Here is a 21,819-nt window from a genome sequence, read left to right as displayed (position 1 = left end):
ATCGTCGCTGGCAATCTCCAATCTCACCCAAAGTAACTTGCGATTAGTCCTGATTCCTACTAATTCAAAATGAGGTTAGATAACTTATTAGGACAAAATTAACGTTTGGCAGCTTACATTTACACGGCAACTAAAGTGCAAAGCTTCATGACTAGCCCATCCAAAGAGGTCGATTTTCCAGTTATTTCCCTAAATGAAATAGCAATAGTGCAGGTACCTGCTCGGTTGAGTGTACTTGAGGCAGTAGGCTTTAAGCGAACTTGCCAAGAGTTAATCCAATCTCATGCACATCTCAAGCAAATTTTTATTGACTTTCACCAAACAACTTTTATGGATAGTAGTGGTTTAGGTGCCCTAGTCAGTAATTTTAAAACTGCTAAGGAAAAACGAATTACAATTATACTACGTAATGTTACCCCTCCAGTAATGGCAGTCCTTAATCTTACAGGATTAGATCAAGTACTGCCAATCGAATCTTTGAGTATTTTGTCGCCAAAAGAACCAACTTATTCACTAGATACTCAGAGATTTTCTTCTCGTAAAGTTGAGCCGCTACCCAGTACTCATCCTTCTGTAGCATCGTGGATGAAGCGGTTAATCGATATTTTTGGCGCACTCATAGGTTTGGTCATTACAGGAGTTTTGTTGATTCCGATTGCAGTTGCGATTCAAATCGATGATCCTGGCCCTATTTTCTTTAGTCAAACCCGCTGCGGTTGGATGGGTAGGCGTTTTCAGATTTGGAAATTCCGCTCAATGTGTGTGGATGCAGAAGCAAAAAAATCTCAAGTCCAAAACCAAGTGCAAGGCGCTTTCTTCAAGAATGAGAGCGATCCCAGAGTAACACGCATAGGGCGCTTTTTACGGCGAACCAGTCTGGATGAATTGCCGCAATTTTGGAATGTTCTCAAAGGAGATATGAGTTTAGTTGGTACTAGACCACCCACGCCTGATGAAGTGGAACGCTATGAAGTACCAGAATGGCAACGTTTGGATGTTAAACCTGGTATGACTGGAGAATGGCAAGTTAATGGAAGGTCTACAGTACGTAGTTTTGAAGATGTCATTCGCCTGGATTTACAGTATCAAAAAAACTGGAGTTTACTGTACGATTTCAAGCTAATCTTCAAAACTCTAGTCATTTTATTTAATAAAAACAGTGGTGCAGTTTAGCCAATTATCCTCATTTGTAATTTTTCAGTAAGTCAGAAAATACAAAAATAATTCTTGGGTGCACCCAAGAATTATTTTTGTATTTTAACAAATGTAAAAACTAGCTATTGCTGTCAGTTAAAAGTAATTTTCGAGCTACATCTAATCCTTGAGGAGGCAATTTTGTAATTTCCATTAAGTTAAGAAGGAAAAACTAAGATTTAATATAAGATTTTTAACATTTTTGATTATCCGAATTTATCCTCTTCCTCTGCGTTCTCTGTGCCTCTGCGGTTCATAAAAAAAGCGAACTTTCGAGTTCGCCTTGATTAATTATAGTGTTATGCTGTTGATCGATTAAAACCCAAATCCTAAATCTTCGCTTCTTCTCTCACCAACTTATCCCAACCTAAATCTTTTAAATTATTATTCCGACGTAGCGGACGAGTCACCAGTTCTAAAATGTCACGAGCGTTACCAAAGCCGTGAATTTGAGCAAAGGTGAACTCCACAGACCACTTAGTATTAATACCCCGTGCTTCCAGTGGGTTGGCATGAGCCATACCAGTAATCACTAAGTCAGGCTTCAACTCATAAATCCGCTGAAGTTGGTTGTAATTATCCGGCTTCTCTACAATCCTTGGCAGAGGTACGCCCATTTCCTGGCAAGTTTTCTCCAGCAGTGCCAACTCAGCCGCCTGATAGCGCTTATCCATGTAAGGAATGCCGATTTCGTGAACTATCATGCCACAGCGCACTAAAAACCTTGCTTGGGAGATTTCCAGCAAGTTGTCACCCATGAAGAATACAGATTTGCCGCGAATAAGTTTTACGTAGTCTTCCAAGCCTGCCCAGATCTGGGCCTCGCGCTCATCCAAACCCTTGGGAGTAATGCCGAACACGGAGCAAATTTTTTCAATCCAAGCACGAGTACCATCGGGGCCAATCGGGAAGGGTGCGCCGATGAGTTTGCACTTGCGGCGACGCATTAAGGTAGTAGCAGTGCGGCTGAGGAAGGGATTGACACCAGCAACATAATAGCCTTCTTCCAGTACTGGCAGTTCAGTGAAGCGTTTCGCAGGGAGCCAGCCGGAAACTTTGATGCCTTGCTTCTTCAGTTCCAAGGTTAACTGAGTAACCACGGGGTCAGGAAGGGAGCCGAAGAGAACCAAGGGCGGGTGGTCTACATACTCAGATTCTTCTTGGACTACTTCTTCTTTCTTCTTACCGAAGTTGAGCAGTTTGGAAATAGCGTTGCGCTCATTCTTCTCTGTTTCTGCTACAGGAGCCTTATCAGGGCAACGATTAGCCATTGCAGCTAATACGGTGTCTTCCCCTTGGGTAAAGGCGTAATCTAGCCCGTTAGCACGCGCTACAACGATAGGAATACCAATTTCGGATTCTAGCTTAGGGGCCAAGCCTTCCAAGTCTGTTTTGATAATTTCAGTGGTACAAGTGCCAATCCACACAATAACACTGGGGTTGCGATCGCGTTTAATCTGCAAGCACAACCGCTTTAACTCTTCATAGTCATTCAACTGTGCCGAAATATCTCCCTCTTCCAACTCTGCCATTGCATAACGGGGTTCAGCAAAAATCATCACCCCCATCGCATTTTGTAGGAAGTACCCACAAGTCTTGGTTCCAATCACCAAAAAGAAGCTATCTTCGATTTTTTGGTACAACCACGCCACGCAGCTGATTGGGCAAAAGGTGTGGTAATTACCAGTTTCACACTCAAAGTTTAAAGCTTCTGGTTGTTGAGCGACAGTCATTTTGGTTATTCTCCCCTTGATATTTAAAGCGAACAAGGCAGGTGAATATAGGGTAGGCATATGGGGAAAGATTGATTCTTCCCCCAGGCTTTCGTGATATATAGCACATAGCACCAGCCAGCAATCCCTAGATTCAACAGGAACGCTAATAATTAAGCGTTGGGGAAGAGACGGGCAATCTCCGATTCATCAAAAACGCCAGATGGCAGTTCTTCCCCTAAAAAGTCATTATTTCCTTCACCCTTTTGCAGTGCTGTTTCATCACCCCAGACATCTGATAACACGTCACTAAAAGCGTTCTCGTCTGGTGTATTCAGCTCATCAAGTACTTCTTCATCGAGATTTCTTTCTGATGTAATTGTTGTATCAAAAGTAATCTCACCAAACTCATCTGCATCTACGCTGGATGCCTGATGTGAATTATCGTTTGAGTTATGACCGTTCAGCCCATTGTGGTTTTCTTTCACCTCAGTTCCTGGCTGGGCTGGATGAGCAGAATCTACAATTGTGAACTCTTGAGCAATTGCTACTTCAGCAAAACCATTTAGATGAGAATTTTTTAATGGCTCACCTGCGGAGTTTTCCTCAATGCCATCTGCTGAATCACTCTGGAAATTCTCTAATTCCATTTTGGGAAGTAAGCGGTTACCAAGAGCAATGTCTGGGTCGAAATGCAAATCTAGTACTTCAATTAGGGTATCGGCGTCAGGATTGAGTTTTGAAAAGGGCAACATTAACTGCGCTAACTTTGGTTCCAGCGCATTCACGACTCCCAGGATGAGGTAAGAAGATGGTCGCTTCCCTCCATCGGGGGTGTAGACTGATTCCACTTCCATATGTAGAGTAATCCAGTCACGATTCGTCTGGAAGAACTGCAACCACTTTTGCCTTATCGAATCTGTAAAGCTATGAAAGAAAGCCATATTATTTTCCCCCATCCTGAGAATTAGATGATTTATACAATCATCAAGTCTAATTCCTCTTCCGGATTCCGCACCTGGGGTTTACTCGGATTTAGATAAAAATCCGACAACAAAGAGAACAATTCACGATCTGGGGCATCGTTCGGTACTACACCTTCTGGGCGTGCCAGAATTTGGTCAGCGATATTGAGGTAGTAATCGCAAACGTAGTTCAAAGATGGGTCGGATTCTGCCATTTCAAACAAAGTTTTACCCTTGACGCGGGAAACACGGATGTCTTCAATTAAAGGCAGAACTTCCAAAACTGGCATTGGTACTGCTTCTATATATTTCTCAATTAAATCGCGCTTGGAGGTACGATTACCAATTAAACCAGCTAAACGTAGTGGATGAGTGCGTGATTTCTCCCTGACTGAGGCAGCAATGCGATTGGCAGCAAACAAAGCATCGAAGCCGTTGTCGGTCACAATCAAGCAATAATCTGCGTAGTTGAGTGGTGCTGCAAAACCACCACAAACAACGTCACCTAGTACGTCAAACAGAATTACATCGTACTCATCAAAGGCGTTGAGTTCTTTCAGTAATTTTACAGTTTCGCCTACTACATAACCACCGCATCCAGCACCCGCTGGTGGGCCACCTGCCTCGACGCAATCGACACCACCGTAGCCTTTGTAAATCACATCTTCCGGCCAGACATCTTCGTAGTGGTAGTCCTTTTCTTGGAGGGTGTCAATAATCGTTGGAATCAAAAACCCTGTGAGAGTAAAGGTACTGTCATGTTTGGGGTCGCAGCCAATTTGCAGCACCTTCTTGCCGCGTTTGGCTAGGGCGACTGAGATGTTACAGCTAGTTGTGGATTTCCCGATTCCACCTTTTCCATAAACTGCTAGTTTCACTGTTGTTTGCCTCTTATAGTTTCTTGTCAAACTCTTGGCTGAAACATTTGCCTTCACCTAGCCTGAAATGGCGATGCGTGAGGTCTCTTGAGTGTCATTATTGTCCAAATTACACGGGAAATAAAGTAGCTTTGAATATGCTAGAAGCATATAACAATATATTTAGCGATTGTCGCTTTGTTATTATATGTTAATCTTATCAAAAAACATAAATATGCTTTAAAATCTTTTTTTTATAAATTTTATTAGCGTTTTAAATAAAAATAGTTACAAAAAACAAAAGCTTGCAATCCAGTTTTTTCAATACTTTCCATAGAATTAGATTGTCCTCATATCAGCTTATTAGAGGTCATAGATACTAAGGCTGAAACGTAGATATAGGTATTCGCAGCCAGATAGTAGAAATACCAAATAAATTATCAATAACTGATAAACTGGCAGTTTTTGGGCAACTGCCAAGAATCTCGAATTATGGTTTTTGAGCAAGGAATTTTTATTATGTAAAAAATGATTAATTTTTTACATATTGTCTATCGTTGTAGCACCTAGTAAATTAGGAGACGTCTCCTTCGAGTTGCTCTATTTCCTTTAATGGTTGCCAGCCAGCTTGCCACTGCGAGTTGTCTTGTAATAATTTGGCATTAATCCAGAAGCGGACTTTTGGATCACAGGCTGCAACCATTTCGGCATAAACCCACTTACCCTGATTTTTACGGTTGACGACTTGGAAGTGTCGCCAACCATCTACTTTTTGCTGCGCTGTCCATCTAGAACCAACAAGGTAAGGAAATTTCTGCTTTTTAGTCATTTGTTAAGTAGTTGGACAAAAATAAATTCATCAGTGGAGACAGGGAACAGAACAACAAGTGTAATTAATTCTGTCTAAGTACTGCTTTGCATAAGTTCGTAGCTTTTTTAAACGCAAGGGGACGCAAAATAAGCGCAGAGTATTTTCACGCGTCAATTCGCTACGGATTTATACTAGCGTTGTGTGGGAGCAGGAGGATGGGAGCAGAGGCGCAGGGGAGAATGATTTATAGCTTTAATTTAAAAAATTCGTTACAATGTATAATTATTTACTTTTTAATACAGTAATAATTACTAGAACATGACAGTTTTTCATAAAGATGGGTTAGAGACGCGAAATTCCGCGTCTCTTGAACCCTAAGCGATCGCCGCCACCTTTTCCAATAAACCCTGAAATAGCCTCAAACCATCGCTACCGCCTAATATGGGGTCAGAAGCTCTTTCCGGGTGGGGCATCATGCCCAAAACATTGCCTTGGCGGTTGCAAATGCCAGCAATGTTGTTTAATGAGCCGTTGGGGTTCTCCCCTTGATAACGGAACACTACTTGCCCGTTATTTTCAATTTCTGCCAGAGTATCTGCATCAGCATAAAATCGGCCTTCTCCATGGGCAACAGGTACAGTGATAATTTCATCGGTTGCATAAACTTGCGTCCAAGGAAGATCGGTACGCTCGACTTTTAGAGGCAGGCGATCGCATATAAAATGCAAATCCTGATTTCTTGCTAATGCCCCTGGTAATAGTCCTGCTTCAGTTAATACTTGAAAACCATTACAAATACCGAGAACAAACTTACCTTTTTGGACGTGTTCGACAACCTGCTGCATTACTGGCGAAAACCGCGCGATCGCACCGCAACGTAAGTAATCCCCATAGCTAAAACCACCAGGAATGACAATCACATCCAAATCAGCAATATCCGTCTCTTGATGCCAAACCATGCGAGTTGGTTGCTTTAGTAAGTCTCTAGTTACATAAGCAACATCGCGATCGCAATTAGAACCTGGAAAAACAACAACACCGAATTTAGTCATTAGTCATTTAGTAACTAGTTACTTAGTCATCAGCCAATGGCTACTGAATATTAGGTATCGGAAACTGGGTATCTAGAAAAATTCCTTTCTTATTCCTTGTCCCCAGTCCCTAAAAAACTCCCGTTTGTGTTTCGACCTCAATCAAATCAAAGCGATAATTTTCAATTACTGGATTTGCTAGCATTTGGTCACAGATGCTATCTAGATTTTGGCGTGCTGTCTTTTCGTCAGACGAGGTGATGGTTAATTCAATGTATTTACCAATTCGCACCTGTTCTACGTTGTCGTATCCCATCTGCTTGAGACCAGATTGTACAGCCACACCAGCAGGGTCTAAGACCGAAGGGCGAAGCGTTACAAAAATTTTAGCTAAATACTTGCTTTGCACAGGTTTTTTGCTGAATGCTGCGATCGCTATACTATAACTTTCTGTCGCAACTGAGCGAAAATAAGATTACGAACCGATTACACTTAATTTATCAGTTAGCCAATATGACAGCTTCAATTACAGCGGCAAATTTAAAAAATAGTTTATGAGAGCCATACGCACCCGCAGTCAAGAGCGGATTTTGAACCTGTTAAAAACCATCAAACAAGGGATTTCTGCTCAGGATATTTACGTAGAATTACGTAGCCGTAATCAAAGTATGGGTTTAGCAACAGTTTACCGCTCCTTGGAAGCCTTAAAACTTGAAGGCTTGGTGCAAATACGGACGTTAGCAAATGGCGAAGCCCTTTATAGTTTAGCGCAACAAGACAAACACCACCTAACTTGCTTGCAATGTGGCATTTCAATTCCAATTAATCAATGCCCAGTCCATGACTTAGAAGACCAGTTGCAAGACAATCATAAATTTAAAATTTTTTACCACACTCTAGAGTTTTTTGGTTTGTGTGGTCAATGCCAAATCAATCAAGCTAACGAGATTAGCCAATAGCAGGTTGCTGCGCTCCAATTAAAAATGAAAAATTCAAAATTAGAAAATTGATTCTAATTTTGAATTTGCTTTGTATCTCTTGCGTGTCTCACTCTCAACTAAGAGCGGTTATTATTGAACCCTGGTAACTCGCTTTTGAGAAGTCCGTTAGAGTCAGTCTGAGTATCTGAGACAATAGAGCGTATGCCTTCTAAAGTAGCAGGGATAGTGCGCGGGTCCATAAACATAACCTTACTGCTATCGCTTTTACCAATTGTTGTGCCCATATCTAAATAACCTAAAGCCAGAAGAACTTCCAGTGCTTGTTGTCCGTCGGGGTTATTTTTGATTTTTTGAGCAATAATTTCTGCTGACTCAGCAATAGCCTGTGCTTTGAGAACTTGTTGTTGACGTTCTGCTTGTGCTCTAAGAACAATAGCTTTTTGTTCAGCTTCAGCCTGCATAATTACAGATTTTTGACGGGCTTCTGCGTCCAGAAGTTGAGCGTCAGCCTTACCTCTAGCGCTATTAACAGCAGATTCGCGATCGCCTTCTGAAGTAAGAATTGATGCGCGTTTGCGCCGTTCTGCTGACATCTGTAATTCCATCGATTCCTGCACTGCCTTAGAGGGGATAATATCTCGCAATTCTACGCGTGTGACTTTTACACCCCAAGGATCGGTAGCAATATCCAAATCTCGCAATAGAAGTTCATTGATTTGAGAACGGGCAGTAAATGTATCATCCAACTCCAATTGCCCCATTTCCGAGCGAATTTGAGTTAGCACTAAATTCACCATTGCTGACTGGAGATTTTCTACTTTGTAATAAGCTTTCTCCAGATCCATGATCCGCCAGTAAACCACTGCATCAGCGGTAATAGACACATTGTCACGAGTGATACATTGTTGTGGCGGAATATCTAAAACTTTTTCTCTGATAGTTTGTTTGTAAACAATTTTATCGAGAAAAGGGGTAACAAAGTTCAGCCCCGGTTCTAGTTTTTTGTTATAGCTACCCAATCGTTCAACCAAGGCCTCATCACCTTGATTAATAACTTTAACTGATCCAGCTAAGGCAGAACCTCCAAGGGCCAAAAAGACTAGCAAAAAGAACTGTTCCATAGTGATTGTCTCGTTTTGTGGAGTATTAAATATGAGCGGTGAGAGATGGACAAAGGAAAAATTATTGTTAAATATTGACTATTGATTAAGAATGCAAAATGTTTTCTGGCATCACAATCAACGTAGTGCCTTGCCTACGGACGACATAAACTCTTTGATGGGGTGCAACGCTGAGTTTGTCATCGTCACATCTGGCCTGCCAAGAATTTCCTTCGTATAGCACCCGCCCTGCTTTCCCAGCCGGAATCTCTGTTAAGGTTTCAGCTATAATTTCGTCCTGAATGATTGACTTGCGTCGTCGCGGTTGTACCAACCTGCGGGAAAGTACGACTAGCAATGTAGAAAGCAACAGCCAAACTACAACTTGTAGCCATAAACTTCCCAAAACTACTTGAGATAGCAGCGCCACGACAAAGGCGCTAATGCCCATCATGAAAGCAACAAAAGCCGATGGTAGGAACAGTTCTGTTAAACATAGAACCGATCCTGCCAGTAGCCAGATTAAGGTATAACTTGGCATAGCGCCATCCTAGACACTACATTCACGTAAATGTATTTCTTTTACTAGATACACCCAGAACTTGGCTATTTACGGAAAGCAAAATATGGTGTTTTTAACATCAATTTTGATTAATTTCAGTAACAAGGTGTAGCCAGATGTACACGAAACCAGTCTATTCTAGCCTTCAAGTATTTGACAGCTATATTTAAACGAAATTCACAAGTTGATTTATCTCTTAAATTTATAACTTTATGATTTCTACTCAACGGATAATTTATTGCATAAATCCAGACTGTTCTAGCCCTATTAATTCTTTGGGAAGCCAAATTTGTATAAATTGCCAAACTCCTTTAGTTCACCGCTATCTCTGGGCTGTCGGCTCATTGGCAACTAAAATTCCACCAGAAACAATGGTGACAAATAGGTATGAGGTAATTACATACCAGATTTGGCTGGATACTCAACCAGGGCTATTGCCAGATATACCCGAAGAACTGCCACCACAAGTTATTCCTTACCTAAAGTTATATCAACAGCGATTACATCTTCCCCAAGTGTACGGATTAGCTCGCTCCTTGGAAGAAGACGCAGATGATATTTTCTTACTGGAAAATGTGCCGATAGATGAAAATGGAAATTTATATCCGGCGATCGCTGATGTATGGGAACAAGCAACGGCGGTAAGACAACTCTACTGGCTATGGCAGATTCTTCAACTTTGGAAACCTTTATCAGAATTGGAAGTTGCCAGTAGTTTACTGTTGCCAGACAACTTACGAGTCCAAGGTTGGTGTGTACGTCTATTGGAACTTCAGCAGACAAACGAAAACTTACCTAGTTTGCAAGATTTAGGGCAATCTTGGCAGCCTTGGGTAGCGTCTGCAAAAGCACCGATAGCCCAAGAGTTACAGAATATAATCGAGCAGATGTGTAGAGATGATGTAGAGCTAGAAGCAATCACCAAGCAACTCAACGCCTTACTACTATCAACTGCGGCAGAATTACCATTAACCCTAGAAGTGGCAGGGGCAACGGATATTGGCCCAGAACTGATACGAAATGAAGATAGTTGCTACCCTAACGGCTCTAGTTATCTAGACGACTTATTACTACCACGCTTGTCGATTGTTTGTGATGGCATTGGTGGGCATCAAGGCGGAGAGGTTGCCAGCCAATTGGCAGTGCAGTCCATGAAGTTGCAAATTCCTGCCTTATTAGCAGAGGTAGCACAACAAACTGAACTGATTTCACCAGACTTATTAACAGAACAACTAGAGGCAAGCTTACGGGTAGTAAATAACGTGATTTGTACCCGTAATGACGAACAAAAACGCCAAGGTAGAGAACGCATGGCTACAACTCTTGTGATGGCAGTGCAAGTGCCACAACGAGTGCAGACAATCTCTGGTAAGGTTTCAGACAATGCTCATGAACTTTACTTAGCTAGCGTTGGCGATAGCCGTGCTTATTGGATTACTCGTAACTATTGCCAGCTACTGACAGTAGATGATGATGTAGTAGCACGGGAACTACGCTTTGCCCGGAATTTATATCGTCAAGCCCTCCTCAGACCAGATGCGGCTGCATTAACCCAAGCATTAGGAACAAGAGATGCCGAATCTCTGAGAATTTTGATGAAGCGATTTATTTTGGAAGAAGATGGCATATTGCTGCTGTGTTCCGATGGTTTAAGTGACAATAACTGGGTGGAACAATCCTGGCAGAATTACGCAGTGCCAGTGTTAACAGGTAAACTTGCCCTTGAAGATGCTGTCCAAGACTGGATTAAATTAGCCAACCAAAAAAATGGCCATGACAATACATCAGTTGTTTTAACTCTTTGCCGTATCTCTAGAGAGTACTTAGTGCCAGTAGTTCGTAAACAGCAACAGCCGCAAGTAGAGGTTGTAGAAGTAGAAGTAGAAAAAGAAGAATTCTCTTTGGCAGAAAGTTCGCAAGTACTGCTAGATTTGGATATTACAGCAGAAGAAATCTCAACTCCAGTCCAAAAACCAAGCCGAGGTAAGCTTGTAGTGCTACTTGGAGGATTATTAGCAGTATTTGTGGGGGGTACGAGCTTGGGATTATTTGCTTGGTCGCAACTTCATCCCCAAACATTTCAGGAAGTTTGTCGTCAACTTCCTGCCAACGTACAGCAGTTATGTCCCCAGAAAAAGTAAGTAGCGTGACTACTATATTTTTCTCCTGCTAATGCCTAATGCCCAATCACAATTGGTTTCGCTGCTTAATAGCATTTCTATTCGGCACAGCATCTAGGGATAGAATAACTATCTTGTTGTAGAATTAGACTTGGCGTTAAAGCGCCCAGTAAGAGCTAAAGCGGGTTATCCTTTTGCCCGTGAAGCTAGCTGCCCATCCTCTACATCAGCGCCTCTGAGACACCCGTGGGAGTGGACAAGTGCAAAGAGGAAGCAGTGGTGGCGTGGATTTTCCTGCTCACTATCTGCCGCTCGGCGGAAGTCGCAGCTGGAGTTCATCGCTTTCTTACCGTCAGTAAGAAAAAATAAATTTTTCCCACATAACCTGTCGATGCATTCTGTCTACTCTGAGGTACGGAGTTGATTTAAAACTAAAAAGCCTGGCTCGTTCAAATGGCGGGTTTTTCATCAAGGCAAAATTTGAAAGTAAAGATGCAATTAATTGCTTCTTTCTAAAGTAAAAGAAAAATCTTTTAGCTTTAATCTTTAAATTTTGGCTTGTTTGAGGCTGGTTAAGACGCATTAAGACAGAAAGAAAATCTCCAGGGTTTTCTGGTTAACCACTGTTTGTGACAAACTGATTGTCAGAGTTTGTTGAACTGTGGGAAGTTGAAAAGTTAATTGCAATTAAAAGGATTAGACCTCTTGCTAAAGCACCAGGCGGCTGTGATGTCGCCGATTGATCAACTTCAAAGCCTGCACGGGCAGGCTTTGTTCGTATAGCAGGTACGAAGATATTCAACAGCCAGTCTGTACAGATGATCTCTGAAGTGCGACTGTTGCAAGCAGTCTATTTTTCAAAAAAGCAAGTTCAGTGAGGAATGGCTGTGGAGATACTTGTGGAAAAGGAAAAGCTAGGTGTAAATGCTGTTATGAAAGTTGGCGATCGCGTTCGTATTAAAGATTCGGTTGTAGTTTACCATCATCCTGAACATCGTGGTCAGGCTTTTGACCTTCAAGGCTCAGAAGGCGAAGTCGTGGCTATTGTTAACCAGTGGCAAGGTAGACCTGTGAGCGCTAATCTGCCAATTTTAGTCCAGTTTAGTAAAAAATTTAAAGCTCACTTACGTGAAAATGAGTTAGAAATCATCTAGATATTTCAGGAGCGGCGAAACCACTGCAAAATATTAAATTCGCCGCGCATTCTTTCTAGTTCTTGACGATGGCTTTTTGCTGTTTTGTGATACCACTCACAATGGCGTTGGAATTCTGACCGCTCCCGAACTTCATGGTAAAACTGGTGAGTTGTTTGGTAAGTGGCAAAAGCTTCCTCAACTTCGGTTGGAGTTGCGGGAATAATATAAGGTAAATTTTTAGACATAAATCAGGGATTGCTGATTCCTGAGGAATTTAAAAATAAAAATTTGTGACTATTGAAATTATAGCTATTGACAATCCAACACCTAATACAATTTCACTTTCAAGTTGCAACAGATTAGGTAATGATGAGAAAAATATTAGTATTTATGGGAAAGTGCGATGTTCCTCATTTCCATTACCCAGAATTTGCTATAGCCAACCACGCAAGCTATAGACAAAAAAGCCAATGTACTCTTTTAAAGCGCTAGTAAACTGGTGTAGGTTGTCGGTATCAGGTAACAAATTTAATATAGCGGCTTTAGGAGTGCTGCCCAGTTCTTGCAGTTCGCCTTGGCTGACGAGAAAATCAGTAGGTGCAGGGATAGCCTCAATTCCTTGACGCTGAAAAATTTTGAGCGATCGCGGCATATGCATTGCCGAAGTTACTAATAATACCTGACGAATGTTCTGAGACTGGAGAATTTTACGAACATTCACGGCATTTTCATAAGTATTGAGAGAATTAGGCTCTTCAACAATTGCCTCTGGTGGTATCCCAATAGACGTGAGAACCGCTGCCATATCCGCCGACTCTGGCGAACCACCGCCACGCCAATCGATGCGACCGCCACTGAGAATAATTATCGGAGCTTTTTGTTGACGATATAGTTGAGCAGCATAAATCACGCGATCGCCCTGTTCGCTTAAATCGACAGTAGGTCGCGGCCAAAAATTTGATTTAGTTGCACCACCCAAAACCACAATGGCTTCTGCATTAGGAATTTGGGCAGATGGGATATTTTGCCATTCTAGCGATCGCACCAGCAAATGAGAGATCCAACTATTGCTGCAAAATAGCAATAAAATTAGTGCTGACACAATTGCGATCGCTGCCGTGCGTGGGCGTTTCCGTAAAGTTACTAATGCCACTACTAAACTTACACAGGCAAGCCCTAACGGATAGAAAAATAACGGCAACAACTTGGATAGATACAAAAACATACTAAGGGCTGGGTATTGGCGAAGATTCTTCCCTAATGCTACCGTTCCCAAAACCTAAAATTGATACCTCTAGAAGTGCGGCGGAATCGGCGGGTAGGTTTCCTTCTTTGCTGTCTGGTGATTCTGCTGCTAGATTGTTCACTTTCGCCATCTTCTGCGGTTTCAAGTGGTAGCTGAGTTCTAGTTTCTTCTTTGCTACCCCACCAAGCGAAAATCAAGCCCGCAGCTAAAGCACCTACTGCCCCAAGTAAGATACTTGAGGGTGCTGGATACCCTAACCAACTAAAACCAACCAAGAAAAATAACCAATATTTAAGTGCTGCATCAATGCCATCCGAAGAGGCTACAGACTGGGCTTGGGGACTATTATTACTGGCTGCGGTGATCCAGCCTAAAGAAAAACCACCGATGATGCCTAAGAATATACTCAGAGCCAGCGAAGACCCTGACATGGACAATACGAGGGTTAGAATTAACCCAAATATCAGTTGAGATAGGAACTGTGGCGAAAGATTGAAGAGGTCGTTGTTTTTCTGTGCCATGAGGTAAACAAGGCTATTGGCGAATTACTGCTTTTAATTGTGCCTGGAGTGGCACAGTTGTATCCAAAATCTTAACGTAAGGTTTTTCTGTGTCAGTGAATGGTTCAATTTGTTTGAGTTGTGACTCCAATAATTCGGCAGTAGCATCAGCGATATCCCCAGTACGCTTGAGTAAACGCTCTTGCAATACTTCTACAGGTGCTGTGCATTGGATAATCTCAAGGGGAATTTGATATTTTTCAGCTTGGGCGATCGCCTCTTGTCGCAGCTCTTGTTTATCATACTTGGCATCTAAAATTACTGTCCATCCTTGATTAGCCAGTATAATCCCCAATGCTAACAGCCGTGTATAAGTTTTTTGATTCATCTCTGATGTATAAATTTCATTCCCACCACGCTCCAATAGGGGAATTCCTGACAAATGTTTTCTGACTGCATCTGAGCGAATGTGAATTCCTCCCAGCTGAGAGGCTAAATATCGCGCTGTTGTACTTTTACCAGAACCAGACAACCCTGACATCAAAATCAGTTGCCCTTGCTTGGGCTGAGTATACTCCCAAGCCTGCTTGTAATAATCAGAAGCTGTTTTTGCCGCTTCTTCTTTTACCGTTACGGGTACACCAGGATCATCTAACAAAAACGAAGTCACCTTTGCCCGCACGTAAGCCTGACGGCTTAAATACAAAGGCAGCACCTGTAAACCTTCCCAGTCTCCAGTTTGCTCCGCATAAGCATTCAAAAACACATTAGCTAAGTCTTTTCGCTGTCGCGCTTCAATATCCATCACCGTGAATGCCACATCGTACATGACATCAACAAAGCGAAACGGCTCATTAAACTCAATGCAGTCGAATAGCATGATTTTGTCATGCCACAGAGCAATATTTCTCAGGTGTAAATCCCCGTGACATTCACGAATGTATTGATTGTGAATTCTGCTAGCAAATAATTCTGGATGTTCCGCAAAAAAGTTATCTGTGTATTGCTTTGTTTCCTCAAACTGTACTTGTGTCTGGGGGCCGCCAATATACTTCTGGGTTTGCTCGTAATTCTCATCAAATGCTGCTCGTACTTTTGGGATTTCGCCAAAACTACGAATGTAATCATTTGTCTCGGCTTGAGCATGGTATTGAGCCACCACCCCTCCCAAATCTTTTAAGTGGGTTTCATTCAATTTCTCTTGTTCAAACAGTGTGCTAAACAGCGCCTCTTGGGGAAACTGGCGCATTTTCAGCAAATATTCTACAGTCTCTCCTGTTCCCTGGAGATGATATTGCTCCTCCATAAAAGTTACAGGTAGCACTTCCAAATAAAGTTCGCCTGCTCCCCGTTGATTCAACCGTAATTCTTCCTGACAAAAATGCTGCCGCTTTTCTAAGGTTGAGTAATCTAAAAAGCCAAAATTTACGGGTTTTTTCAGCTTATAGGCGTAATTGCCAGTTAGCAGTACATAAGAAACGTGGGTTTGCATCAGTTGAATCGGTTCTGTTACCGCATGGGGATAAAATCCAGGCTGCAACATTTGCTGCACTAAAGCCGGAATAGACACTTGTGCCATCTCTTTCCTCTGCGCTCTTTGCGCCTCTGCGGTTAAAATGCAAAAACCAGGAGTTCCCCCCTGGCATCATCAAAAATTATTACACAGTTTATGTAGCTTAAGAGGCTGTCTCACTCTCTGTATCAGCGCTTATTGAGGGCGGCAAAACGCTGACAACTAGTCGTTCTGGTTCAGCTAGAGCTGTCACACCTTCAGGGAAAGGTATATCACTGATATGTAGGCTGTCACCAATATTCAGGTTAGAGACATCAACTTCAATTACATCTGGGATGTTCTCAGGCGCACAACTCACTTGCACTTCGTTGATTACAGTGTCTAACAAACCACCTTCTTGTTTAACACCAATAGCTTCTCCTACAAAACGCAGGCGTACTTCTACATTGGTGTCGCCATGGCCTGCAACCGCAAAAAAGCTGAGGTGGTAAGGCGTACCTTTTGCTGGATGAATCTGAAGTTCCCGCAGCAGCGCTTTGCCCCGCCAAGGTATATCAGTAACGTTTAAATCAATCAAGGTGTTGTTAACGGAAGCCTTTTTGAGCAAACGTTCTACAGTTTTGGCACTAATGGTCAAAGAAATTGATTCTGTACCCTTGTGACCGTATAAATTTGCAGGTATTTCCCCAGAACGGCGCAAAGCTCTAGGCTTGCTACCTTCTGGTCGCTTTTGACATTCGACTGTAAGAGCCATACAAGTTGTTAGTTGTCAGTTATCAATTATCAGTTGTCAGTTGTTAGTTGCTTAATCACTAATTAGTAGCTTTAAGCACTAAGCAAAGAAACGGGAGTGCCGTCAGCGTGTAACAAAGCACGCTTGGGGCCGTGGATGGGGTCTTCTACAATTATGGTTTGATCGCGGCTAGCTCCTAAGGAGACGATCGCGATCGGGACTTCCATCAATTCTGCTAAGAATTTCAGATAGTCTAGGGCTTGCTGTGGCAAGTCTTCCAAGGTGCGGCAGTTACTTGTTGATACTTGCCATCCTGGTAATGTTTTGTAGATGGGGCGACACCGGGCAAATTGACGAGCGCTGGTGGGGAAGTGTTCGCAGCGTTCGCCATCTATTTCATAGGCGATACAAACTTTGATTTCCTCTAGTTCATCGAGGACATCTAGTTTGGTGATTGCTAAACAGTCCATGCCGTTAATCCGAACTGCATAGCGACCGATAACGGCATCAAACCAGCCACAGCGACGCTTCCTGCCAGTAGTCGTACCAAATTCAGCACCGCGATCGCACAACAATTCTCCCACTTCTCCATCTAGTTCGGTGGGAAACGGCCCTTCACCGACTCGCGTTGTGTACGCTTTCGACACTCCAATTACCCGGTCAATCATTGTCGGCCCTAACCCAGTGCCAACGCAAGCCCCCCCTGCTACGGGGTTAGAAGAGGTGACATAAGGATAAGTACCATGATCTAGGTCAAGGAGTGTACCTTGTGCCCCTTCAAACAAAATATTGCGTCGTCGTTGAATTGCATCGTATATTTTTAGCGAAGTATCAACGACGTAAGGCCGCAAGCGTTCTGCATATCCCAGATACTCTTTAATTACTTCTTCTGGGTCGAGGGGAGGTAGGTTATAAAGCTTTTCTAAAATGTCGTTTTTATAATTAATCGTCCACTCTAATTGCTCACGTAACCCTTGCGGATTCATCAAGTCTAAAACCCTAATGCCTGTACGCTCGGATTTGTCAGCATACGTAGGGCCAATCCCTCGGCCAGTAGTGCCGATTTTATGGCTTCCCCGTCGTTCTTCCGATGCCTGGTCAATCAATCGATGGTAAGGCATCGTTACGTGTGCTGTTTCTGAAATCAGCAAATTAGCAGTGGAAATATTTAATTTTTCTAGTTGATCAAGTTCTGCTATCAAAACTTTTGGATCGATTACTGTACCACAGCCAATAATGCACTTGGTATCTGGATACAAAATACCAGAGGGAATCAAATGTAGCTTAAAGGTTTGACCTTTAACTACAATTGTATGTCCAGCATTGACGCCCCCTTGGTAACGTACAACAACATCTGCGGAGCGGCTGAGTAAGTCTGTTATTTTACCTTTTCCTTCATCGCCCCACTGGGCACCTATGACAATGACGTTAGCCAAGCGTTTATTTTATAGAGGTAAAGTTTCCACAAACAACTATTATCAACATATTACGTAACCCTTGTCAAGAAAATTGTTGAATTTTAAAATATAATTTTGATAGTCGATAAAGTTGTGATTAATAGCATCTGTATAATTGGTATACCAACAGAGGCATTTATAATGTGATTTTTGTATCATTATGATATGCCATCAATAGATGATGCGAATAGCGATCGCTCGTTAAAAAAATTACCCCTCATGTAAAAATTATTGCCATTAGCTGACGGTTATCAAATCAAAATTTTGGGGAATTTATTAGCATAGGGTAAGAGCATTTTTAGCTCAACCCTGCACTACGAGAGACTTATTGCAGACTATTAGTGTAGTCAACGGCAGAACTTAACAATTGCTTTATCCGATATTGTTTCTGGTATAGATTTTTTTTGGCTTTGTTTTTGTTAACATTAATAAAATTTTCTCAAAAAATACCACTATGGCTTTATACGCTGAATTGCATCGACACCTGGGCGGTTCGGTTGTACCTCGTGTTTTGTGGCGATATTTCGAGAGACATTCATCCGAATTGATTTCCCGTTTTGCGAACTATCCAGAATTTGAAGACTTTTATACACGACCGCGCAATACCTTAGATGAGTATCTGGAATTGCACACCTTGGTAGAAAGTGTACAAACTGTAGAGACTTTGCCTTACTTTATCTATCGCTTGCTACGGGGTGCTTATATATTTGAAAATTTAGCTTATCTGGAACTGCGCTATACTCCGTATTTGCGGACTCCTGAGCATCTGAGTCAATCTGAAAGAATTGACAAGATGGCGGAAATTGTGGAAGTTGTTGGACAAGCCAGTCACCTGGAAGAATATCCAATTGTGACTAGTCAAATTCTTTGTATGCACTCGCGCCTACCCTATGAGGTTAACAAGGCAATTGTTGATTTAGCAGCACAAAACAAACAGTATGTCTGTGCTGTAGACATAGCTGGTGGTGATAGCTACTATGCCGAGCGCCTAGAAGAATGGATTAGTCTGTATAATTATGCCTGCTCTTTAAACATTAAGACAACGGGACACGTTTACGAAACCACTGCTGGTTGTTATCCCCAACTTTTACCTTATTTGAAGCGCATTGGTCACGGTATCCAGATACCTTTGTTGTATCCTGAGTTACTTCCTGATTTAGCTAGACAGGGGCAGTGTTTGGAGGTTTGCCCTACAACCTATCTAAAAACTGGTACTTTACAAGATATACGTCAACTCAAGTTGGTATTTGACCGATGTTTTGATGCTGGGGTAGACATTGCTATTTGTACTGATAATGCTGGCTTACACAATGTACGTCTACCATTTGAGTATGAAAATCTCTTGACTTACGACATTATTAGTTTTGGACAATTACAAGCTTGTCAAGATGCTGCTTTCCGTCATGCTTTTGCTTGGCCCCATGACAAACGTCCTGCATCTTTGTTGAACGGTTTACTAAAACCTGAACCCCCTAAACTTCTGGCAATGAGGGATTAATTAACAAAGGTAAGTGCAAAAAATCTTGATGTCGCAGCCAGTGAATCTTTTTACTTTGAAAAAATGTACTGCATAGTGGTTCATCGCATTAATTATGAGGAGTGAATTAGTTCATAGTTACGACTTCACTTATAGAATATTTTCAGTACTAAAGTGCTTACTACAAACCATCAAAATTAATACGATAGACCACTAGTATGCAGTACAAAAAATTAGACAATATTAAGCACCAATACCTTCTGTTGCACCACCGACAGTTTTTCAAGCCCAAAGACCACCTTGGATTTCAGATACCTGAGTAAAACCGCCTCTCGAAGTATTTGGGCTGCATGGGCTGATTGCTACTCATCTGTGCCATAAACATAAATGTGGCGTTCTGTATGCAAAGCAGATTTAGCTCTTTGTGCCAATTCATCTAATGAGATTTGAATCGCTCCAGTGATATGTCCATCATTGTATGTGTAGCGATCGCGCACATCAACAATTGTAAAAGCTGGTTGACCCCATTCTAGGCGAGACTTTATATCGTGTACATCAGCATTTACCGCTTCTATCCTTAAAAGCAATCTATCAAAGATCTAATTTCTATCGAGGTTTCTTTACAATTAATCAAAATTTCTGTTGAACGATAAATAAAATTGCTTATCCTATTCAGTGGTTGGCTGTTCGCCTACACTGTAATTTATGTCATCTACTATTCAAGCTTTACCAACAGAAGTCGTATATCTAATTACAGCTGGAGAGGTTATCGACTCTTTAGCTTCTGTAGTGCGAGAATTGGTAGAAAATTCCCTCGATGCAGGCGCAACAAGAATTGTAGTTTCCGTCTGGCCGCAACAGTGGCGAGTCCGCGTGGCAGATAACGGTTGTGGAATGGACTTAGATGACTTGCAAAAAGCCGCTGCAACCCATAGCACCAGTAAGATTTACAGTTGTGCAGATTTATGGAAAATCACCAGTTTGGGGTTTCGCGGTGAAGCGTTGCACAGCTTAACTAATCTGGCAGATTTGGAGATTTTGAGTCGTCCGGCTGGTGGGGATTTGGGATGGCGGGTTGTTTATGGTGAAGCGGGGAAAGCTAGTCAAGTAGAAATAGCTGCGATCGCTCCTGGTACAGTAGTCACAGTCTCTAACTTATTTGCTAATTGTGCAGCGCGTCGTCAAGGTTTACCCACAGTCGCACAGCAAATGAAAGCCGTGCAAGCAGCAATTCAACAAATTGCCCTGTGTCATCCCCATGTTACCTGGCAAGTTTGGCAAAATGGCCGTGAATGGTTCACCATCTGTCCATCTACTACAATCAAACAATTACTGCCGCAGTTTTTACCTCAAGTTAAAGAAGCTGATTTACAGGAGGTAAAACTCAAATTATCCAATCCTCCTAACTCAGAACTCAAAACTGAAAACTCAGCACTTACATTGGTGGTAGGATTACCTGATCGCTGTCATCGTCATCGTCCAGATTGGGTGCGGGTGGCTATTAACGGACGGATGGTAAAGTCGCCGGAATTAGAGCAAACAATTCTGGTAGCATTTCACAAAACATTACCACGCGATCGCTATCCAATTTGTTTCTTACATCTTGCGATTTGCCCCGATCATATTAACTGGAATCGCAATCCAGCAAAAACAGAAATTTACCTTAATGAAGTCAACTATTGGCAAGAGCAAATTAACCAAGCAATTGATCAAGCACTCCGCATCAATTCTGCCAATCTTAAAGAAGCAGTTCATACAACGCGAGTTAGTAAATTAATCAAAGCTGCCGAAGCCAAAAGCGGTTACAATTTTAATCCTAAAAATACCGACGAAGGAGATAACACTCAGCACTCATTAAAAGCTGTTGCTCAAGTTAGTAATACTTACATGGTGGTAGAACATCCTGAGGGAGTGTGGTTAGTAGAACAGCACATCGCCCATGAACGAGTTTTGTATGAGCAATTATGCGATAACTGGCAACTTATCCCCGTCGAACCAGCAATAATTCTCTATCAATTGTCTCCAGCCCAAGTTTCGCAGCTGCAACGCATCGGTTTAGATATAGAACCCTTTGGTGAACAACTTTGGGCAGTCCGTAATGTACCTGCAATGTTGCAGCAGCGAGACGACTGTGCCGACGCAATTTTAGAACTCAGTTTAGGTGGTGATTTACAAGCAGCGCAAGTAGCCGTTGCTTGTCGCAGTGCCATTCGTAATGGTACACCGATGAATTTGCAACAAATGCAGAAATTGTTAGATGATTGGCAACGCACTCGTAACCCCCGCACCTGTCCCCACGGAAGACCAATTTATTTATCGTTAGAAGAGTCTGCTTTAGCGCGATTTTTCCGGCGTAATTGGGTAATTGGTAAAAGTCACGGTATTTGACTTTCAAAACTAGAACTTTTTGGTCAAGCTTACTTTCTTAGCAAAACTGAGATAAGCTCTAAGATTGTAAAATTAA

Annotated in this window: 21 protein-coding genes and 1 pseudogene; 6 read left to right on the top strand and 16 right to left on the bottom strand. The window is 42.2% G+C overall.

The window, feature by feature from the left end; all coding sequences use genetic code 11:
* Positions 1-147: 147 nt before the first annotated feature.
* Positions 148-1,173 carry an anti-sigma factor antagonist gene (locus AC5JL8_RS36070; protein WP_495884490.1) on the top strand — a complete coding sequence of 342 codons (1,026 nt, stop codon included), beginning with the start codon at positions 148-150 and terminating at the stop codon, positions 1,171-1,173.
* Between the two features lie 350 nt (positions 1,174-1,523).
* On the opposite strand, the gene AC5JL8_RS36065 is transcribed toward AC5JL8_RS36070, so the two are convergent.
* The 6 genes from AC5JL8_RS36065 to purS all read right to left on the bottom strand — a co-directional run bounded on the left by AC5JL8_RS36065 (position 1,524) and on the right by purS (position 6,979).
* Positions 1,524-2,927: a ferredoxin:protochlorophyllide reductase (ATP-dependent) subunit N gene (locus tag AC5JL8_RS36065; RefSeq protein ID WP_495884489.1), complete on the bottom strand. Its 1,404-nt coding sequence runs from the start codon at positions 2,925-2,927 to the stop codon at positions 1,524-1,526.
* A 152-nt stretch (positions 2,928-3,079) separates the two neighbouring features.
* Entirely contained in the window at positions 3,080-3,850 is a 771-nt protein-coding gene (locus AC5JL8_RS36060) for a DUF5331 domain-containing protein (RefSeq protein WP_495884488.1), read from the bottom strand.
* A gap of 32 nt (positions 3,851-3,882) precedes the next feature.
* Positions 3,883-4,749 carry a ferredoxin:protochlorophyllide reductase (ATP-dependent) iron-sulfur ATP-binding protein gene (gene bchL, locus AC5JL8_RS36055; RefSeq protein WP_495884487.1) on the bottom strand — a complete coding sequence of 289 codons (867 nt, stop codon included), beginning with the start codon at positions 4,747-4,749 and terminating at the stop codon, positions 3,883-3,885.
* 553 nt (positions 4,750-5,302) lie between these two features.
* On the bottom strand, positions 5,303-5,557 hold the full coding sequence (locus AC5JL8_RS36050) for a TIGR02450 family Trp-rich protein (RefSeq protein WP_495884486.1): 255 nt from the start codon (positions 5,555-5,557) through the stop codon (positions 5,303-5,305).
* A gap of 356 nt (positions 5,558-5,913) precedes the next feature.
* The gene (purQ, locus tag AC5JL8_RS36045) at positions 5,914-6,591 is read right to left on the bottom strand and encodes a phosphoribosylformylglycinamidine synthase subunit PurQ (RefSeq protein WP_495884485.1); all 678 of its coding nucleotides are present in this window, start codon (positions 6,589-6,591) and stop codon (positions 5,914-5,916) included.
* 109 nt (positions 6,592-6,700) lie between these two features.
* Complete coding sequence (purS, locus tag AC5JL8_RS36040) at positions 6,701-6,979, bottom strand: phosphoribosylformylglycinamidine synthase subunit PurS (protein ID WP_495884484.1); 279 nt, start codon at positions 6,977-6,979, stop codon at positions 6,701-6,703.
* A 145-nt stretch (positions 6,980-7,124) separates the two neighbouring features.
* On the opposite strand from purS, the gene AC5JL8_RS36035 reads away from it, so the two are divergent.
* Positions 7,125-7,529 carry a Fur family transcriptional regulator gene (locus AC5JL8_RS36035; RefSeq protein WP_495884483.1) on the top strand — a complete coding sequence of 135 codons (405 nt, stop codon included), beginning with the start codon at positions 7,125-7,127 and terminating at the stop codon, positions 7,527-7,529.
* Between the two features lie 98 nt (positions 7,530-7,627).
* Here the strand turns inward: AC5JL8_RS36035 and AC5JL8_RS36030 are convergent, their stop codons facing one another.
* Entirely contained in the window at positions 7,628-8,632 is a 1,005-nt protein-coding gene (locus AC5JL8_RS36030; RefSeq protein ID WP_495884482.1) for an SPFH domain-containing protein, read from the bottom strand.
* Between the two features lie 85 nt (positions 8,633-8,717).
* Positions 8,718-9,152, bottom strand: coding sequence for an NfeD family protein (locus AC5JL8_RS36025; RefSeq protein ID WP_495884481.1), 435 nt, complete (start codon positions 9,150-9,152; stop codon positions 8,718-8,720).
* A gap of 233 nt (positions 9,153-9,385) precedes the next feature.
* Between AC5JL8_RS36025 and AC5JL8_RS36020 the strand changes: the two genes are divergently transcribed.
* Positions 9,386-11,314 carry a 4-Cys prefix domain-containing protein gene (locus tag AC5JL8_RS36020; RefSeq protein WP_495884480.1) on the top strand — a complete coding sequence of 643 codons (1,929 nt, stop codon included), beginning with the start codon at positions 9,386-9,388 and terminating at the stop codon, positions 11,312-11,314.
* A 165-nt stretch (positions 11,315-11,479) separates the two neighbouring features.
* On the opposite strand, the gene AC5JL8_RS36015 is transcribed toward AC5JL8_RS36020, so the two are convergent.
* Complete coding sequence (locus tag AC5JL8_RS36015) at positions 11,480-11,632, bottom strand: hypothetical protein (protein WP_495884479.1); 153 nt, start codon at positions 11,630-11,632, stop codon at positions 11,480-11,482.
* Positions 11,633-12,174: 542 nt separating this feature from the next.
* Here AC5JL8_RS36015 and AC5JL8_RS36010 point away from each other — a divergent pair.
* Positions 12,175-12,447 carry a ferredoxin-thioredoxin reductase variable chain gene (locus AC5JL8_RS36010; protein ID WP_495884478.1) on the top strand — a complete coding sequence of 91 codons (273 nt, stop codon included), beginning with the start codon at positions 12,175-12,177 and terminating at the stop codon, positions 12,445-12,447.
* Positions 12,448-12,452: 5 nt separating this feature from the next.
* Here AC5JL8_RS36010 and AC5JL8_RS36005 read toward each other — a convergent pair whose 3' ends face one another.
* The 6 genes from AC5JL8_RS36005 to AC5JL8_RS35980 form a co-directional block, all read right to left on the bottom strand.
* Entirely contained in the window at positions 12,453-12,674 is a 222-nt protein-coding gene (locus AC5JL8_RS36005) for a hypothetical protein (protein ID WP_495884477.1), read from the bottom strand.
* A 188-nt stretch (positions 12,675-12,862) separates the two neighbouring features.
* Positions 12,863-13,654: a YdcF family protein gene (locus AC5JL8_RS36000; protein ID WP_495884655.1), complete on the bottom strand. Its 792-nt coding sequence runs from the start codon at positions 13,652-13,654 to the stop codon at positions 12,863-12,865.
* 38 nt (positions 13,655-13,692) lie between these two features.
* Positions 13,693-14,196: a hypothetical protein gene (locus tag AC5JL8_RS35995; protein ID WP_495884476.1), complete on the bottom strand. Its 504-nt coding sequence runs from the start codon at positions 14,194-14,196 to the stop codon at positions 13,693-13,695.
* 13 nt (positions 14,197-14,209) lie between these two features.
* Positions 14,210-15,754, bottom strand: coding sequence for a bifunctional aminoglycoside phosphotransferase/ATP-binding protein (locus AC5JL8_RS35990; protein ID WP_495884475.1), 1,545 nt, complete (start codon positions 15,752-15,754; stop codon positions 14,210-14,212).
* A 97-nt stretch (positions 15,755-15,851) separates the two neighbouring features.
* Positions 15,852-16,442 (bottom strand): 50S ribosomal protein L25/general stress protein Ctc, encoded by a 591-nt coding sequence (locus AC5JL8_RS35985; RefSeq protein ID WP_495884474.1) that lies wholly within the window; start codon positions 16,440-16,442, stop codon positions 15,852-15,854.
* Between the two features lie 71 nt (positions 16,443-16,513).
* Entirely contained in the window at positions 16,514-17,857 is a 1,344-nt protein-coding gene (locus tag AC5JL8_RS35980; protein WP_495884473.1) for an adenylosuccinate synthase, read from the bottom strand.
* Positions 17,858-18,332: 475 nt separating this feature from the next.
* On the opposite strand from AC5JL8_RS35980, the gene AC5JL8_RS35975 reads away from it, so the two are divergent.
* Positions 18,333-19,376 (top strand): adenosine deaminase, encoded by a 1,044-nt coding sequence (locus AC5JL8_RS35975; protein WP_495884472.1) that lies wholly within the window; start codon positions 18,333-18,335, stop codon positions 19,374-19,376.
* 261 nt (positions 19,377-19,637) lie between these two features.
* Here the strand turns inward: AC5JL8_RS35975 and AC5JL8_RS35970 are convergent.
* Positions 19,638-19,930: pseudogene (locus tag AC5JL8_RS35970) on the bottom strand (rhodanese-like domain-containing protein).
* A gap of 130 nt (positions 19,931-20,060) precedes the next feature.
* On the opposite strand from AC5JL8_RS35970, the gene mutL reads away from it, so the two are divergent.
* The gene (gene mutL / locus AC5JL8_RS35965; protein WP_495884471.1) at positions 20,061-21,743 is read left to right on the top strand and encodes a DNA mismatch repair endonuclease MutL; all 1,683 of its coding nucleotides are present in this window, start codon (positions 20,061-20,063) and stop codon (positions 21,741-21,743) included.
* The last annotated feature ends 76 nt before the right edge of the window (positions 21,744-21,819 follow it).

The organism is Mojavia sp. (genome assembly GCF_059505145.1).
This window is presented reverse-complemented; position numbering and strand designations above follow the sequence as displayed.

Coding starts and splice junctions, on each gene's coding strand:
- AC5JL8_RS35995 (WP_495884476.1), bottom strand. CDS start 14,196: ATGGCACAGAAAAACAACGACCTCTTCAATCTTTCGCCACAGTTCCTA.
- AC5JL8_RS36035 (WP_495884483.1), top strand. CDS start 7,125: ATGAGAGCCATACGCACCCGCAGTCAAGAGCGGATTTTGAACCTGTTA.
- AC5JL8_RS36015 (WP_495884479.1), bottom strand. CDS start 11,632: ATGAACTCCAGCTGCGACTTCCGCCGAGCGGCAGATAGTGAGCAGGAA.
- AC5JL8_RS36050 (WP_495884486.1), bottom strand. CDS start 5,557: ATGACTAAAAAGCAGAAATTTCCTTACCTTGTTGGTTCTAGATGGACA.
- AC5JL8_RS36020 (WP_495884480.1), top strand. CDS start 9,386: ATGATTTCTACTCAACGGATAATTTATTGCATAAATCCAGACTGTTCT.
- mutL (WP_495884471.1), top strand. CDS start 20,061: ATGTCATCTACTATTCAAGCTTTACCAACAGAAGTCGTATATCTAATT.
- AC5JL8_RS35985 (WP_495884474.1), bottom strand. CDS start 16,442: ATGGCTCTTACAGTCGAATGTCAAAAGCGACCAGAAGGTAGCAAGCCT.
- AC5JL8_RS36060 (WP_495884488.1), bottom strand. CDS start 3,850: ATGGCTTTCTTTCATAGCTTTACAGATTCGATAAGGCAAAAGTGGTTG.
- AC5JL8_RS35975 (WP_495884472.1), top strand. CDS start 18,333: ATGGCTTTATACGCTGAATTGCATCGACACCTGGGCGGTTCGGTTGTA.
- AC5JL8_RS36070 (WP_495884490.1), top strand. CDS start 148: ATGACTAGCCCATCCAAAGAGGTCGATTTTCCAGTTATTTCCCTAAAT.
- AC5JL8_RS35990 (WP_495884475.1), bottom strand. CDS start 15,754: ATGGCACAAGTGTCTATTCCGGCTTTAGTGCAGCAAATGTTGCAGCCT.
- AC5JL8_RS36030 (WP_495884482.1), bottom strand. CDS start 8,632: ATGGAACAGTTCTTTTTGCTAGTCTTTTTGGCCCTTGGAGGTTCTGCC.
- purQ (WP_495884485.1), bottom strand. CDS start 6,591: ATGACTAAATTCGGTGTTGTTGTTTTTCCAGGTTCTAATTGCGATCGC.
- AC5JL8_RS36000 (WP_495884655.1), bottom strand. CDS start 13,654: ATGTTTTTGTATCTATCCAAGTTGTTGCCGTTATTTTTCTATCCGTTA.
- AC5JL8_RS36010 (WP_495884478.1), top strand. CDS start 12,175: ATGGCTGTGGAGATACTTGTGGAAAAGGAAAAGCTAGGTGTAAATGCT.
- AC5JL8_RS36025 (WP_495884481.1), bottom strand. CDS start 9,152: ATGCCAAGTTATACCTTAATCTGGCTACTGGCAGGATCGGTTCTATGT.
- AC5JL8_RS36065 (WP_495884489.1), bottom strand. CDS start 2,927: ATGACTGTCGCTCAACAACCAGAAGCTTTAAACTTTGAGTGTGAAACT.
- AC5JL8_RS36005 (WP_495884477.1), bottom strand. CDS start 12,674: ATGTCTAAAAATTTACCTTATATTATTCCCGCAACTCCAACCGAAGTT.